This is a genomic window from Streptomyces sp. NPDC005866 (genome assembly GCF_040629895.1).
Taxonomy (GTDB): domain Bacteria; phylum Actinomycetota; class Actinomycetes; order Streptomycetales; family Streptomycetaceae; genus Streptomyces.
In genome coordinates, this window is sequence record NZ_JBEXWP010000007.1 from 83378 (window position 1) to 97688 (window position 14311).

Below are 14311 nucleotides of genomic sequence, written 5' to 3' on the forward strand. Positions count from 1 at the left end.
CCTACGCGGCCTCCACCTTCGGCAGCATCACCCAGCGCGACACGACGAAGGTGACCGGGATGGCCGCCGCCGAGGCGATCAACGGCGCGAAGCGACTCCCCGCATGCAGAACGTCGACGATCACATACACCCCAACCGTGGTGATCACGAAATTCGTCGCGTTGGTCAGTGGGAACAGTAGGAATTTCCGCCAGGTGGGGCGTATGCGGTAAGTGAACTTCGCATTGAGAAAAAACGAACCGATCATGCTCAGCAGGAACGCGAGAATGTGCGCGGCGAGGTACGGCAAATACATCAGGAACAGCAGGTAGAGGCCGTAGTACGTCGCCGTGTTGATGACCCCGATCAGCGCGAAAGTGATGATCTGCCCCGATATCGGGCGGGTGGGTCCGGTGGTCGACAGGGCGTTCTGCATCAGGGGATGAGGTCCTTCGTCGTGCCGCGGGTGCGGTCTTCCGTTCGGTCCACGTTCGTCGCCTTCACCAGGAAGTGCGGGCGCCCCTTGACCTCGTAGTAGATCCGGCCGGTGTACTCGCCGATGACCCCGAGCATGATCATCTGTACGCCGGCCAGGGCGGTGACGGCTGTGATGATGGTGACATAACCGGGGGTCTGGACGCCGTGGATCATCGCTCCGCCCACGATCCACGCCGTGTACACGCCGGCGAGGGCCAGCAGGGTCAGGCCGAGGTAGAGCGCGGCGCGCAGCGGGCGGTTGTTGAAGGAGAGCAGCCCGTCGAGGCCGTAGTTGAGCAGGCTGCGGAACGACCAGGAGGTGGTGCCGTGTTCGCGCACCGCGTTCTCGTACTCGAAGGTGGTGCTGGGGAAGCCGACCCAGGCGAACAGGCCCTTGGAGAACCGGTTGTACTCGGTGAGGTTCACGACCGCGTCGACCACCCGGCGCGACATCAGCCGGAAGTCGCCCACGCCGTCGACGAGTTCGACATCGACGAGCCGGTTGATGAGCCGGTAGTAGAGGCGGGCGGTGACGGTGCGGGTGAAGCGGTCGCCCTGCCGGGTGCGCTTGGCGATGACCTGGTCGTAGCCCTCGCCGCGCAGTTCGACCATGCGCTTGATGAGCGACGGCGGGTGCTGGAGGTCGGCGTCCATGACGATCACGGAGTCACCGGTGGCGTGCTTCAGGCCGGCGAGCAGGGCGCTTTCCTTGCCGAAGTTACGGCTGAAGGAGACGTACCGGACGCGCGAGTCGCCGTCGGCGATCTGGCTGAGGAGGGTGAGCGTCTTGTCGCGGCTGCCGTCGTCGACGTACACGAACTCCATGTCGTGGCCGAGCGGCAGCAGTTCGTTGGCGATCCGCTGGACCTGCTCGTGGAAGCGCTCGATGACGTCTTCCTCGTTGTAGCAGGGCGCGACGATCGATATCAGCATGGGTCTCTCCCCCTGGGGACGGGTCAGTGAGCGGCGGTGGTGCGCTCGCCGGAGCGGGCGGCGGTTCTGCGGCGTACGGCCCGGACGGTGCCGAGCAGGATCAGGGTCAGCAGCGAGGAGCCGCCGACGGCTGTGCCCAGACGCAGGCCGGGTGGGTGGAACGTGCAGGTGAGGCTGGTGGCGGAGCCGTTCAGCGGGACGGCGATCAGGCCGTGGAACTCGCCCGCCGCGACCTCGTCGCCACCGGCGGAGCAGCGCCAGCCGGCGATCCGCGGAACGGCCACGACGGCGGTTCCCTTGCTGCCGGCGGGCAGTTCGGCGTGCAGGGTGCCGTCGGAGACGGTCACCTCGGTCGCGCCGGTGGACTTCAAGTGCTGTACGGCGCTGCGCAGTTCGGCGGTGTCGAGGCAGCCGACCGCACCCTGCGCCGGAACGCGGCTCAGCCGGTTGGGCTTCAGGTCGATCCGCACCGGCCCCGAGGTGCGTACCGTGCCGAGCGGCTGCATCGCGGCGATCTGCGCGCCCTCGGCGTCGGACCGGTAGAGCTGCTGCTCGCCACCGCCGGCGAGTTGTGCCGTGCCGGAGTAGTGCGGGGCCCACAGGAACGCCTCGCTTCCGGCCCGGCACCGCGCGGTGAGCGTCTGCGGTCCGTCGACCAGCAGCCCTCGCGTCTCGTCGCCCTTCTGCTCACCGCTGAGGGTGGTGCGGGGCAGGGTATAGACGCGGGTGCCGAGCAGCAGTTCCTGGTTGCGGTACGGCGAGGGGCCGAAGTCGGCGGGGGTCGTGTGCGCGGCGGGCGGCCGCACGGTCACCAGCGGTGGGACGTCCTCGCGGGTGACGGTCGCCGGGCCGCCGCCCTGGGGCAGCCACTTCTGGTGCGGGTCCGGCGGGTTGTGCACCCGGGCGCCCACTGAGAAGACCGCGTCGGTGACGGGGTTGTCGAGGCTCTGCAGGCTGCGGCCGCGCGAGGTCCAGCCGTCGCCGAGGGCGGTGAGGGTGCGGCTGAGGACGTCGGAGGTGAGGCTGCTGTAGTACTGGGAGCCCTGGCCGCCGACCATCATCGGGTCGTTGGCGACGGTCTGGTTGCGGCCGGGTTCGGTGCGGTAGTCCGGCCAGGCGTCGGCCTGGGCGACGGCGTCCGCCTCCCGCTGCTGACGGTCTCCCCACGGCGCGTAGTCGTCCATCTGGCTGAGGCGCACATGAGTGGCCACGGCGGAGGTGGCGGCGGCCTCGCCGAACTGGGCGCCGATCAGCAGCACGGCGGCGAGTCCGGCCAGCACGGGCCGGCCGTTCCTGAGGCTCAGGAGCGCGAGCCCGCCGAGCGTCCCGGCGACCGCGAGCAGCACCACCGGCCAGGTGTGGTGGGAGTGCCGCTGGGTCAGGGCGCTGCGGCTCGCGACGGCGGCGATCAGGAGCAGGAGCACGGTGGCCGCGCCCAGGGCGCGCCGGTCCGGGAGCCCGTAGGCAAGGGCATGCCAAGCCGCTATGACCAGCAGGGCGCAGAGTACGAACGCCTGCCGGTAGGAGCTGCCGTTCGGGGCGGCGAAGGCGTGCCAGGCCAGGCTGGTCGGCGCCCACTGGAGGGAGAGGGCGACCGCGAGCACCAGAACGGTCCAGCCCGCCCGCACCCGGGCCGGGACCTTCCGGTGGAAGGGCAGGGCCAGGGCGAGCACCAGCGCGGTGACGCCGACGTAGAGGGCCGGGGAGCTGTAGCTGTAGGTGGTCGGCAGCAGCCGGGCGAGCAGGTCGTCGGCCGCGACCGGGGTGAAGTGGCCCTCACGGCCGGGGTAGGCGTGCTTGGTGCCGGAGTAGACGACGATCACCAGCGGCGCGGCCAGACCGATCCCGAGCCCGACGATGGCCACGGCCCGGCCGGCCACGGCCAGTGCGCGCCGCCACGGCAGCTCGGCGAGCACCAGCCGGAGCAGCAGCACCAGGGCGGCGCCGAGGGTGGCCATGTAGGCGGTGTAGAAGTTGGCGGTCCAGGCGAGCGCCACGATCAGCACACTGGGCAGCGGGCGCCGGCCTGCCATGGCCCACTCTCCGACCAGGCAGAGCAGCGGCAGCGCGATCAGCCCGTCGAGCCACATCGGGTTGAACGAGGCGAGGGCGAGGCTCCAGCCGCACAGGGCGTAGGAGGCGCCCAGGACGCCGGCCGCCCACCAGCGGCCGCTGCGCAGGCTGAGCAGCAGCCAGGCCATGGCGGCGCCGGCGGTGGCCGTCTTCAGCACGGTGATCGTGTACACCGCGAGGTCGATCTCGTCGCGCGGGAACACCGCGACCAGCAGGGCGAACGGGCTGCTGACATAGGTGCCGATGTCCGGCAGGAAGCTGGAGCCGTAGCCGGACTGCCAGTTGAAGACGATCCCGCCGTCGGCCCTGCCGTGCAGCAGGTCCCACAGGTGCGCGTGGAAGGGCACGTACTGGTTGCCGAGGTCGTTGACGCTGCGGGTGTGGGAGCCGAAGGGATAGCTGCGGGCCACCATGTCGGCCGCGCAGAACGCCACGGTGGTGAGGAGCGCCGCGAGCAGGGCGGCCGCCCGTCGCGGATCGGCGTTCAGCCGTCGCACGGGTCCGGTCTCCCGTTCTTCGCCCCCCACCGGTTTCACCCCCTGTTCGTGCCCGGTCAGGGTCGTGCGATTCATTCTGTGCGGCCCCCAGAGAAAAACGGGGGTTGTTACTCCCCGCAGGTCGGTGTTTCGCCGACTTAGACGGGTAGAGGTCCCTGATGGTTGTACCTCGTCTGTGAAGTAGTCAGTCGAATTCCGAATCCGCGTGCGACTCGGGAAAGAATTCGCGAATTCAAAGGAAACTGAGGATTTCAGACAGATGTTTTGCAGGTTAACTGACCTATGACCAGCCTGTCCCCGCGCGATGGACGCGTTCGGCCGGCTTGATCCCGGTACGTCCGTGCACGAGGGCTTTCCGCTGCACGGACCCGGCTTGACCTGGAGCGCGCTCGAACTCCTAGCGTTCTTGTCGTGACCATTTCGGAGGAGAACGGAAGAACCATGAGTGAGAGCACCAGCCGTGAAGAGCGTTTCGCCCGCGGTCTTGAGGTCCTGGGTCAGGTCGACGGCGGCACCGGGCCGGCGGTCCTCGACGCCCTTGCCGACATCAGCCCCGAGCTCGGCCACCAGGTGGTCTCCTGGGGCTTCGGCGAGATCTACTCCCGGCCCGAACTTGCACCGCGCGACCGGCAGCTGGTGACTCTGGGCATGCTCACCGCGCTGGGCGGCTGCGAGCCCCAGCTGGAGGTGCACATCAACTTCTCCCTCAACGCGGGTCTCAGGCCCGAGGAGATCGTCGAGGCGCTGCTGCACTCCGCCGGGTACTGCGGTTTCCCCAAGGCGCTCAACGCGACCCTGGTCGCCAGGAAGGTCTTCGCCGAGCGTGGGCTGCTGCCGGTGGGGCAGCAGCCCACGCAGGAGGCTACTTCTGCCTGATCCGCAGGAAGGTGACGGAGTTCGCCGCGAAAGTGTACGTGAACCTGTCGGCGACTGGGGTGAAGGTGGACGTGACCGGGGCGACCGCGGTGGACGTCTCGGTGTTCACCGCGTCCGGCGCTGCCGCGAGCGTGGTCACCTCGGCCTTCCCGGCCACCTTGGCGCCGCCGAGGTCGATGGCCGTACGGGCGGCCGAGGACTGGGCGTTGACGACCTTGACGATCAGGTCGCCGGTCTTCCTGTCCTCGGTGACCACCTGCCGGAACGGCTCGGCCGGCCTGTCGTCGGTGAAGCTGCCCCACTCCTGCCCGTCGAGGTAGAGGGTGACCTTCCGGCCCCGCACCTTGATGTCGACGTCGTAGGCCCTGCCGGTCTCCACCGACCCCGCCTTGGCGATCAGCGTCGACTTGCCGCCGTCCACGGCCTGCTCGACCGCGCTCTGGGTGTTGTTCCAGCCGCCGATGTTCCACCAGTAGTAGTTACCGGTGTCCTTGACGCCGAAGGCGACGAGGAAGCCCTCCTTGCCTGACTTCTTGACGGCCTTCACATGCAGGTCGTAGTCGTGCCAGGAGGGGTCACCGGCGGAGACCATGGTGTTCTCGGCGGTGTCCGAGGTCTCGACGTACTGCCCGTCCTGGACGGTCCAGCTGCCGGTGCCGGTGTGGGTCCACCGCGACGCGTCACCGGAGAAGTCGTCGTTGAGCAGCGTGTTCCCCTCGGCGTCCGTCACCTTGACGTCGTCGTACGCGGCACTGGTGTTCCAGGTCGACAGACCGACGGCGCCGGTGATCGGGGCGAGCAGGGAGGGCGTGCCGGTGGCGGTGGACGGGACGAACCGGTCGCCGACGTTGTTCATGAAGAGCTTCTGGACCTCGTAGTTCGCCGAGCCCCAGGAGGTGTGGTTGTTGAACCACACCAGGTCAGGGCGCCACTGGACGTAGTCCTCGTTGGCGAACAGCGGGGCGTAGGAGGCGAGTTCGACGACGTCCGCGTTGCGCTCAAGGCCGGTCATGTAGGCCGCCTCGGCGAGGCCGTTCTTGAAGGCGTTGCCGCCGGAGGCGTACTCGCCGACGAAGACCTTCGGCCCGCTTCTGTCGTAGGAGTCGTAGCGGTCGTTGTTCTGCAGGAACCACTGCGGGCTGTTGTAGTAGTGCTCGTCGACCATGTCGACCTTGGCGTCCTTGTTGAGCTGCCAGGCCGTGTCGAAGGTCGTACCGGAGTCGTCCGGGCCGGAGTTGGAGATGACCCGCATGTACGGGTACTCGGCCTGGATCGCGGCCCGGAACTGCTGGAACCGGACGAAGAACTCGTTGGGGAGGTTCTCCTCGTTGCCGACCTCGATGTGGGTGAGGTGGAAGGGCTTGGGATGGCCCATCTCGGCCCGCTTCCTGCCCCACTCGCCGGTCGCCGGTCCGTTGGCGAACTCGATGAGGTCGAGGGTGTCCTGGATGTGCCGCTTGAGCAGCGCGTCGTCGACGACGGCCTTGTTCTGGCCGCAGCCGGTCACCAGGGCCGGTACGACGGGCAGCGGCATGGCGCCGATGTCCTCGGCGAAGCGGAAGTACTCGTAGTAGCCGAGGCCGTAACTCTGGTTGTAACCCCAGAAGTTGGCGTTGGTGGCCCGGGTCTCGACCGGCCCGACGGTGTCCTTCCACTGGTACGACCGCTTGCGCTGGTAGCCGGAGGCCGCGCTGTAGTCCTGCATCGAGCCGGTGTTGACCAGGCAGCCGCCGGGGAAGCGGACGAAGCCCGGGTGCAGGGCGGCGATCTTCTCGGCGAGGTCCTTGCGCAGGCCGTTGGGCTCGTGCTTGTAGGTGTCGCGCGGGAAGAGGGAGACCATGTCGAGCGCGGCGGCGTCCGAAGCCGCCACGGTGAGACGCCCGGTGGAGCTGGTGCGGGTCGCGGTGAGGGTCGCCCGGTACCTGGCCCAGCCGTTCTTCTTCACGCCCACCTGGCGTGCGGTGGCGAGCGTGCCGCCGGAGTCCGACAGGCTGACGGTCAGGGTCGTACGGCCTTCCGCGCGGGCCCAGACCGAGAAGTCGTACTTCTTGCCGCCCTCGACCCGGATTCCGGTGTTGTAGCCGGAGTTGGTGACGGCCGAACCGGCGGACAGGGAGAGATAGTCGCGGTTGCGGTCGGCGAGGCGCCCGGAGTCGTTGACGACCTGGGCGGTGCCGGTGACCGTCCAGGCGGTGAGCGGGGTGTACGACTTGTTGTCGTCGGTCGTGTACTCGAAGGACCGGTTCTGGACCAGCTCGGCGTACAGGCCGCCGTCGGCGGCGCGGTTGATGTCCTCGAAGAAGACGCCGTACATCGTCTTGTCGATCGCGGCGCCCTGGGCCGTCGGGTCGGCGGTGATCGCGTAGTCGGTGATGTCCTCGGCGTGGGCGAGGGCCGGGACAAGGCCGACGGCAAGCAGGAAAGCGCTTGCCCCGAGGCCGAGTCTCAGCCGGGTGCGGGTGGTGCGTGACATGGATACTCCGCGGCTCGTGAAGGAGTTGATCTGGATCGACCAGGTTCAATCAGGTTCGAAATATCGGACAGCTGTCAGCACTTCGAACGGCAAGATATGTACAGGGCATGAGCGCGTCAATGGGGCGGACGTCGGCCGGCCCCGGGCCGTCCGCCACGCCGGGCGTAAAGTCGGGGCATGCACACGTTGCTGCCGTACCTGATCGTGCTCGCCGCATTCGGTGTCGTCCTCGCGGCTCTCGCTTGGCCGGCCCGGTACATCCGGCGGCGGGGCGCGGCGGGTGGCGGGCTGGGCGGGGCGCTCGCCGCGTACGAGGAGGCGTTCCGGGCGACCGGTCATGCCGCCCACTACGAGATCCGGCAGCAGGCCGAGCGCAAGGCACCGACCGGCTCTCCCCGCCCGAAGAAGACATGACCATGGGCGATTTCTGGCCGGTGGCGGATGTGCTGGCGCATCTGGCCGGGCGGTGGCGTGTCGACCGGAGGGTGCTGGATCTGGTGAGCGGGGACGAAGGGGCGTTCCAGGGGGCCACGGTGTTCCGGGCGCTGGACGGGGGCGGGCTGCTGCACGAGGAGTCGGGGACGTTCACCTGGCAGGGGGTGGCGCGGCCCGCCGAGCGGACGCTGCGGTTCCTGCCGGGGCCGCGGCCGGGGACGGCGGACGTGCGGTTCGCCGACGGGCGGCCCTTCCACGACCTGGACCTGACGTCGGGGCGGTATGTCGCCGACCACCCGTGCGCGGCCGACCTCTACCGGGGCGAGTTCACCGTCCGGGACGCCGACCACTGGCGGACGGTGTGGCGGGTGGGGGGTCCGGCCAAGGACCTGGTCCTCACCACCGACTACGTACGCGAGGCCTGAGCCGGCGACACGTCGAACCGCAGGTTCCAGCGCCCGGCGCGACCCGTCACCGTGGTCGTCGACAGCGGGCGTACGTCGATGTTCCAGTAGGTCGACGGCGGCGCCTTGAGGGCGTAGACGAGGGCGGCGCGGATCACCGAGGGCTCGGCGACGGCGACGATACGGCCGCCGTCGTCCACCGGGCGGGTGTCGAGCCAGCCGCCGACCCGGGAGATGAACGACAGCAGCGACTCGCCGCCGTGCGGGGTGGCGCGCGGGTCGGCGAGCCAGGCGTCCACCTGGTCCGGCTCCCTGGCCATCGCCTCGCCCAGCGTGAGCCCGCGCCAGCGGCCCATGTCGCAGTCGCGCAGGGCGAGCTGGACCAGCGGGGCGTATCCCAGGCCCTCGCCGGTCGCGCGGCTGCGCGGGGTCGGCGAGCAGTAGCGCAGCTCGGCCGCCGCGAGCGGCAGCAGCTCGGCGCCGACCCGCTGCACCTCGTCCCAGCCCGCCTGGTCCAGCGGGCGGGCGTCCTCGAAGCGCTCCGCGAGCAGCGGTGAGCTGCGCGCGGCTGCGACGAACGTGACCCGAAGTGACATGCGGCGATGGTGTGACGCTCAAGTGCGCAGGTCAAGGGCTCGTGGGCTGCGAGTTGTCCGGGGCGGAGGAAATGTTACCCAATGGTCAGGAGGTGTCCGACAAGTCAACCGGAATGTCACTTCGGCGACTCGTAGTAGAGCGCCATCCACTGGTCCGGGTGTTCGAGCGGGGCAAATCCGAGCCTCTCGTAGACCCCGTGGGCGTCGTGGGTGGCGAGCAGCACGCGCCGCACTCCGTACGGCCGCAGGTGCTCGCGGATCGCACCGACCATCGCCGTGCCGACCCCTTTGCCGCGCACCGACGGGTCGACGTACACGTCGGCGAGCCAGGCGAACAGCGCCTGGTCGGTCACCACGCGCGCGTAGGCCACCTGCTCCCCGGTGACGCTGTCGTACACCCCGAAGTTGAGGGACCCCGCCATCGCCAGCCGGTGCTGCTCCAGCGGGCGGCCGGTCGCCCAGTAGGCGTCGGTCGACAGCCAGCGGTGGACGCGGTCGACGTCCACACGCTCGGTGTCGGCGGAGAACTCGTAGGCCTCGGGGAGGCTGGGTGCGTCGCTCACGGGGCGATCCTCGCCGGTCGGCCGCGCCGGCGTCGATCGGATTTCAGGGGCCGCATTTCAGCGGTCGGATTCCGGGGCCGGACTTCAGGGGCCGGGCCGCAGCACCTCGTCGCACGCCGCCCGCAGCCGCCGTACCCCCTCCAGGATCTCCGCCGCGCCCGCGACCGCCGCGAAGCTCAGGCGGATGTGGGCGGCCGGAGCTTCGGCGCTGAAGTAGGGGCGGCCGGGGGTGACGGCGACGCCCGCGCGGAGGGCGGCGGCGGTCAGGGTCCCGTCGTCGACGCCGTCGGGGAGCCGGAGCCAGAGGTGGTAACCGCCGGAGGGGATGTGCGGGAGGGCGAGTTCGGGGACGTGATGGGCGAGGGCGCCGGTGAGGGTGTCGCGGCGGGTCTTCAACTCGGCCGTCAGGGCGCGCAGATGGCGGGGCCAGGCCGGGGAGCCGACGAGTTCGAGGGCGGCCTCCTGGAGGGGACGGGGGACGAAGAAGGTGTCGACGATCTGGATGGCGCGCAGGCGTTCCAGGACCGGGCCGCGGGCGGCCAGAGCGGCCACCCGGAAGCTCGGCGAGGTGGCCTTCGTCAGCGAGCCGACGTGGACCACGACTCCGTCGGGGTCGTCGGCCGCGAGCGGGCGGGGCAGGGGGCCCGCGTCGGCGTGGCCCAGCCGCCGTACGTAGTCGTCCTCGATCACGAACGCGCCGGCCTCGCGGGCGATGCGCACCACCTCGGTGCGGCGGTCGGGGGCGAGGACGGCGCCGGTCGGGTTCTGGAAGAGCGGCTGGCAGACGAAGACCCGGGCGCCCGTGGCGCGGAACGCGTCGGCGAGGAGGGCGGGTCGCACTCCGTCGGGGTCGACCGGGACCGGGACCGGACGCAGTCCAGCGGCGCGGGCGATGGCGAGCATGCCGGGGTAGGTGGGGGACTCGACGAGGACCGGGGCGCCGGGCGGGGCGAGCGCGCGCAGGGCGGTGGCCAGGGCGGACTGGCCACCGTTCGCGATCAGCACCTCGGCGGCGGTGACCGCGCCGCCGATGCCCCGCGCGAACCACTCGCACAGTTCCGGCAGCCCGTCGAGTGGCGGCCGCCCCCAGGCGCCGGGCCGGCGGCCGGCCCTCGCCAGTGCCGCCGCCATCGCGCGCTCGGGTTCCAGGGAGGCGTGGAGATAGCCGCCGCTGAGTTCCAGCACGCCGGGCGGCGGGGCGGCGAGACAGACGGTGACCCCGGACGCGTCGACCGTGCGCGGTACCACGTCGAGGGCGCCGTCGGCGCTGAGCGCCACCTCCTGCCAGGAGGTGTCCCCGGCGGGCTCGACCGTGGGGCGCGGCCTGGCCTTGAAGGCGCCGGAGCCGGGCCGGGTGACGACCAGACCCTCCACCACCAGCTGGGCCAGTGCCCGCGAGACGGTCACCGGGCTCACCCGGAACCGCTCCACCAGCGCCCGGCTGGACGGGAGCTTTCCTCCGGGTGAGTAGCGGTCGAGGTCTCGCCGCAGCTGTTCCGCCAGTTCAAGCACGCTGCTACGCTCTTGCATGAGAGCACAGAGTAGCGCTACTGAGCCGAGTTCGATAGCGGTCGGCATACCCCCGGCCGCCCCCGCCTCCCACCGGGCCGGCACCCTGCAGGCCGCGCTCGGTGTCGTCGCCTTCTCCCTCACCTTCCCGGCCACCGCCTGGGGCCTGGAGGGCTTCGGACCCTGGGCGCTGGTGGCGGTGCGCAGCGTGCTCGCGGCGGCCATGGCGGGCGCTTGTCTGCTGTTCCTTCGGGTACGACTGCCCGAGCGCCGGCACTGGGCGGGGCTGGCGGTCGTCGCGGCCGGAGTGGTGCTCGGCTTCCCGATGCTGACCACGCTCGCCCTGGAGACCTCCACCACCTCGCACGCGGCCGTCGTGGTGGGCCTGCTCCCGCTGACCACCGCCCTCTTCTCGGCCCTGCGCACGGGGGTGCGCCCCTCCCGCACCTTCTGGGCGGCGGCCCTCGCGGGCGCGGCGGCCGTGCTGACGTTCACGGTCGCCCAGAGCGGCGGGGCACTCACGACCGCCGACGGCTGTCTCTTCGCGGCGCTGGTGGTGTGCGCGGCCGGGTACACCGAGGGCGGCCGGCTGGCCCGCACCATGCCGGGCTGGCAGGTCATCGGCTGGGCGCTGGTGTGCTGCCTGCCGCTGACCGTGCCGGCCGCCGTGGTCGCGCTGTCGTACGAACCGGTGGTGTGGAACGCGCACGGTGTGGCCGGTGTGCTGTGGGTGGCGGCGGGCTCGCAGTTCCTCGGTCTGGTCGTCTGGTACCGGGGCATGGCGGCCGTCGGCATTCCCAAGGCCAGCCAGTTGCAGTTGGCGCAGCCCCTGCTCACACTGGTGTGGTCGGTACTGCTGCTCGGCGAGCATCTCAGCGCGGCCGCTCCACTCACGGCCGCCGCCGTGCTCGTGTGCATCGCCGTCACCCAACGATCGCGATCGTGAGGAGGCCCTGGAGATGCATGCATCCAAGGGCGACCAGCTTGTCCAGCACGGCAGGGTGGTCGGACAGCACGACCATGTCTCGGAAGTCGTCCAGGTGCTGGGCCCCGAGGGCAACCCGCCCTACCGGGTCCGCTTCCAGGACGGCCACGAGGCCATCATGTCCCCCGGTCCCGACTGCCAGGTCAAGCACCGGGAGACCCAACAGCGTCAGTAGTCCGCGACGACGGGTGGCGCCGGCCGCTCGCCGGTCAGCCCGGCGGGAGCGCCGGCTGCTGGTAGTGGTCGGCGACCACCCGCGACAGCGCCCGGATCGGATCGGCGGCCACGTCCTGGGCCGCGAAGTACACATGCCCGCCGACCTGCGGATACCGGTCGGCCAGGGTCAGATGCCGGGACAGTTCGGCCGGGTCCTGCCAGGCCGAGGGTGCGTCGGCGGCCCCGGCCCGGTACAGCGCCTCACCGATGTAGAGCCGGGTGCCGGACCCCTTGGCCACCCCGGCCCACCAGTCGACCACCTTGGCGTAGTCGGCGGCCGCGTTGCCGATCTGCCAGTACACCTGCGGGACGATGTAGTCGATCCAGTTCTTCTGCACCCATTTCCGGGTGTCCGCGTACAGGTCGTCGTACGTCTCCACGCCCGCCTCGGTGTCCGAGCCCCGGGAGTCGGTGGTGGCGTTGCGCCATACCGCGAACGGGCTGATCCCGAACCGGGTGCCGGGCCGGAGCTTCCTGATCCCGGCGGCGGTCTCGGTCACCAGCTTGTCGATGTTGTCCCGGCGCCAGGCCGCCCGGGAGGAGAAGTCGCCGCCGTAGGTGTCGTAGGCGTCATCGTCGTCGAAGGTCTGGCCGGCCACCGGGTACGGGTAGAAGTAGTCGTCGAAGTGGACGGCGTCCACGGGGTACTTGGCGACCGCGTCCAGGATCGCCTGCGCCACGAAGGCTCGGACCGCCGGGATGCCCGGGTTGTAGTAGAGCTTGCCGCCGTACCGCACCACCCAGTCCGGGTGCTTGCGGGCGGGGTGCGAGGCGACCAGCCTGCCCGGGTCGGTGTGGTTGGCGATCCGGTACGGGTTGAACCAGGCATGCAGGTGCAGGCCCCGGGCGTGTGCCTCCTCGACGGCCACCCCGAGCGGGTCCCAGCCGGGGTCCTTGCCCTGGGTGCCGGTGAGGTACTGGGACCAGGGTTCGTAGGACGAGGGCCAGAACGCGTCGGCCGTGGGCCGCACCTGGAACATCACCGTGTTGAGCCGGTAGTCGACCGCCTTGTCGAAGAGTGCGGTCAGCTCCTTGCGCTGGGCGGACGCCGACAGCCCGGTGCGCGAGGGCCAGTCACGGTTGGAGACGGTCGCCAGCCACATGCCCCGCATCTCGGTGGCCGCGCGTCGGGGCCGGGCCGTGGCCGTCACCCCCGGTGCCGCCAGGGCCAGCGTCGACAGCGCCGCCACCGCGAACGCCCTGCGAGACACTCGTGCCATCGTGAGACCCTCTAACTCTCCGGATCCGCACGGTCACGGATCGCCTCCGCGCCACAGGATGCCCCCACCCGCACGATCGATCATCGATACTTACGGGTAACGTGCACGAACGGAGCAGGCACCGGACCGGAGGTCCTGCCCCCGCCCGTAGATCAGCGAAAGGGACGATGTGACCGACATCGAGAAGGTCGGAGTCGTGGGCTGCGGCCAGATGGGGGCGGGCATCGCCGAGGTGTGCGCCCGTTCGGGTCTGGACGTGAAGGTCGCCGAGACCACGGGCGAGGCCCTGGAGATCGGCCGTACCCGGCTGTTCAACTCCCTGGCCAAGGCCGCCGAGCGCGGCAAGATCAGCGAGGAGGAGCGGGACGCCACGCTGGCGCGGCTGAGCTTCACCACGGACCTCGGCGAGTTCGCCGACCGTGACCTGGTGATCGAGGCCGTCGTCGAGAACGAGCAGGTGAAGACGGAGATCTTCCAGGTGCTCGACCAGGTGGTGACCCGCCCGGACGCGATCCTGGCCTCCAACACCTCCTCGATCCCGCTGGTGAAGCTGGCGGTCGCGACCTCCCGGCCCGACCATGTGATCGGCGTCCACTTCTTCAACCCGGCCCCGGTGCAGAAGCTGGTCGAGCTGATCCCGGCGCTCACCACCTCCGAGGGCACCATCAGCCGCGCCCAGGTCTTCGCCGAGAAGGTGCTCGGCAAGCACGCGATCCGCGCCCAGGACCGCTCCGGTTTCGTGGTCAACGCGCTGCTGGTGCCGTATCTGCTCTCGTCCATCCGGATGTTCGAGTCCGGCATCGCGAGCCGCGAGGACATCGACAACGGGATGGAGCTGGGCTGCGCCCACCCGATGGGCCCGCTGAAGCTGTCCGACCTGATCGGCCTGGACACCATCGTCTCCATCGCCAACTCGATGTACGCCGAGTACAAGGAGCCGCTGTACGCCGCTCCCCCGCTGCTCCAGCGCATGGTCGAGGCGGGCCGGCTGGGCCGGAAGACCGGCTCGGGCTTCTACAGCTACGGCTGAGCACACCTGGCTGATTACAGGGAGCGATGCTCCGCGGGCCCGGCA

At 70.4% G+C, this 14311-nt stretch carries 14 protein-coding genes; 6 read left to right on the forward strand and 8 right to left on the reverse strand.

Annotated elements, in window-relative coordinates; genetic code table 11:
• Nucleotide 1 precedes the first annotated feature (1 nt).
• Genes ABZ396_RS12835 through ABZ396_RS12845 form a run of 3 tightly spaced genes read right to left on the reverse strand, consistent with a single transcriptional unit; the run spans nt 2 to nt 3959 of the window.
• Entirely contained in the window at nt 2-415 is a 414-nt protein-coding gene (locus tag ABZ396_RS12835; RefSeq protein ID WP_358915222.1) for a GtrA family protein, read from the reverse strand.
• Nucleotides 415-1389 (reverse strand): glycosyltransferase family 2 protein, encoded by a 975-nt coding sequence (locus tag ABZ396_RS12840; protein ID WP_358915224.1) that lies wholly within the window; start codon nt 1387-1389, stop codon nt 415-417. The genes ABZ396_RS12835 and ABZ396_RS12840 overlap by 1 nt, the downstream gene beginning before the upstream one ends.
• A gap of 23 nt (nt 1390-1412) precedes the next feature.
• Nucleotides 1413-3959: a YfhO family protein gene (locus tag ABZ396_RS12845; protein ID WP_358915226.1), complete on the reverse strand. Its 2547-nt coding sequence runs from the start codon at nt 3957-3959 to the stop codon at nt 1413-1415.
• Nucleotides 3960-4400: 441 nt separating this feature from the next.
• Here ABZ396_RS12845 and ABZ396_RS12850 point away from each other — a divergent pair, with 441 nt between their 5' ends.
• Nucleotides 4401-4835, forward strand: a complete 435-nt coding sequence (locus tag ABZ396_RS12850; protein WP_358915228.1) for a carboxymuconolactone decarboxylase family protein — start codon at nt 4401-4403, stop codon at nt 4833-4835.
• Here ABZ396_RS12850 and ABZ396_RS12855 read toward each other — a convergent pair.
• A complete protein-coding gene (locus tag ABZ396_RS12855) occupies nt 4822-7308 on the reverse strand; it encodes an alpha-L-arabinofuranosidase C-terminal domain-containing protein (RefSeq protein WP_358915230.1) in 2487 nt (828 codons plus the stop codon). The genes ABZ396_RS12850 and ABZ396_RS12855 overlap by 14 nt on opposite strands.
• A 177-nt stretch (nt 7309-7485) precedes the next feature.
• On the opposite strand from ABZ396_RS12855, the gene ABZ396_RS12860 reads away from it, so the two are divergent.
• Both ABZ396_RS12860 and ABZ396_RS12865 read left to right on the forward strand, forming a co-directional pair.
• Entirely contained in the window at nt 7486-7722 is a 237-nt protein-coding gene (locus ABZ396_RS12860; protein ID WP_358915232.1) for a hypothetical protein, read from the forward strand.
• Between the two features lie 2 nt (nt 7723-7724).
• Nucleotides 7725-8168 carry a DUF6314 family protein gene (locus ABZ396_RS12865; protein ID WP_358915575.1) on the forward strand — a complete coding sequence of 148 codons (444 nt, stop codon included), beginning with the start codon at nt 7725-7727 and terminating at the stop codon, nt 8166-8168.
• On the opposite strand, the gene ABZ396_RS12870 is transcribed toward ABZ396_RS12865, so the two are convergent.
• The 3 genes from ABZ396_RS12870 to ABZ396_RS12880 all read right to left on the reverse strand — a co-directional run bounded on the left by ABZ396_RS12870 (nt 8150) and on the right by ABZ396_RS12880 (nt 10836).
• Complete coding sequence (locus ABZ396_RS12870) at nt 8150-8743, reverse strand: histidine phosphatase family protein (protein WP_358915234.1); 594 nt, start codon at nt 8741-8743, stop codon at nt 8150-8152. The two genes, ABZ396_RS12865 and ABZ396_RS12870, sit on opposite strands and share 19 nt — an antisense overlap.
• 116 nt (nt 8744-8859) lie before the next feature.
• A complete protein-coding gene (locus tag ABZ396_RS12875) occupies nt 8860-9306 on the reverse strand; it encodes a GNAT family N-acetyltransferase (RefSeq protein ID WP_358915236.1) in 447 nt (148 codons plus the stop codon).
• An 84-nt stretch (nt 9307-9390) separates the two neighbouring features.
• A complete protein-coding gene (locus ABZ396_RS12880) occupies nt 9391-10836 on the reverse strand; it encodes a PLP-dependent aminotransferase family protein (RefSeq protein WP_358915238.1) in 1446 nt (481 codons plus the stop codon).
• Here ABZ396_RS12880 and ABZ396_RS12885 point away from each other — a divergent pair.
• Together ABZ396_RS12885 and ABZ396_RS12890 are read left to right on the forward strand one after the other, a co-directional pair.
• Nucleotides 10835-11761, forward strand: a complete 927-nt coding sequence (locus tag ABZ396_RS12885) for a DMT family transporter (RefSeq protein ID WP_358915240.1) — start codon at nt 10835-10837, stop codon at nt 11759-11761. The two genes, ABZ396_RS12880 and ABZ396_RS12885, sit on opposite strands and share 2 nt — an antisense overlap.
• A gap of 13 nt (nt 11762-11774) precedes the next feature.
• On the forward strand, nt 11775-11975 hold the full coding sequence (locus ABZ396_RS12890) for a DUF1918 domain-containing protein (protein WP_358915241.1): 201 nt from the start codon (nt 11775-11777) through the stop codon (nt 11973-11975).
• A gap of 34 nt (nt 11976-12009) precedes the next feature.
• Here the strand turns inward: ABZ396_RS12890 and ABZ396_RS12895 are convergent, their stop codons facing one another.
• Complete coding sequence (locus tag ABZ396_RS12895) at nt 12010-13236, reverse strand: family 10 glycosylhydrolase (protein WP_358915243.1); 1227 nt, start codon at nt 13234-13236, stop codon at nt 12010-12012.
• Between the two features lie 169 nt (nt 13237-13405).
• Between ABZ396_RS12895 and ABZ396_RS12900 the strand changes: the two genes are divergently transcribed.
• A complete protein-coding gene (locus ABZ396_RS12900) occupies nt 13406-14266 on the forward strand; it encodes a 3-hydroxybutyryl-CoA dehydrogenase (RefSeq protein WP_358915245.1) in 861 nt (286 codons plus the stop codon).
• Nucleotides 14267-14311: the final 45 nt, after the last annotated feature.

Excerpts from the sequence above, each read along its gene's own strand:
- ABZ396_RS12835 (WP_358915222.1), bottom strand. The coding sequence starts at position 415 with ATGCAGAACGCCCTGTCGACCACCGGACCCACCCGCCCGATATCGGGG.
- ABZ396_RS12840 (WP_358915224.1), bottom strand. The coding sequence starts at position 1,389 with ATGCTGATATCGATCGTCGCGCCCTGCTACAACGAGGAAGACGTCATC.
- ABZ396_RS12850 (WP_358915228.1), top strand. The coding sequence starts at position 4,401 with ATGAGTGAGAGCACCAGCCGTGAAGAGCGTTTCGCCCGCGGTCTTGAG.
- ABZ396_RS12855 (WP_358915230.1), bottom strand. The coding sequence starts at position 7,308 with ATGTCACGCACCACCCGCACCCGGCTGAGACTCGGCCTCGGGGCAAGC.
- ABZ396_RS12860 (WP_358915232.1), top strand. The coding sequence starts at position 7,486 with ATGCACACGTTGCTGCCGTACCTGATCGTGCTCGCCGCATTCGGTGTC.
- ABZ396_RS12865 (WP_358915575.1), top strand. The coding sequence starts at position 7,725 with ATGGGCGATTTCTGGCCGGTGGCGGATGTGCTGGCGCATCTGGCCGGG.
- ABZ396_RS12870 (WP_358915234.1), bottom strand. The coding sequence starts at position 8,743 with ATGTCACTTCGGGTCACGTTCGTCGCAGCCGCGCGCAGCTCACCGCTG.
- ABZ396_RS12885 (WP_358915240.1), top strand. The coding sequence starts at position 10,835 with ATGAGAGCACAGAGTAGCGCTACTGAGCCGAGTTCGATAGCGGTCGGC.
- ABZ396_RS12880 (WP_358915238.1), bottom strand. The coding sequence starts at position 10,836 with ATGCAAGAGCGTAGCAGCGTGCTTGAACTGGCGGAACAGCTGCGGCGA.
- ABZ396_RS12890 (WP_358915241.1), top strand. The coding sequence starts at position 11,775 with ATGCATGCATCCAAGGGCGACCAGCTTGTCCAGCACGGCAGGGTGGTC.
- ABZ396_RS12895 (WP_358915243.1), bottom strand. The coding sequence starts at position 13,236 with ATGGCACGAGTGTCTCGCAGGGCGTTCGCGGTGGCGGCGCTGTCGACG.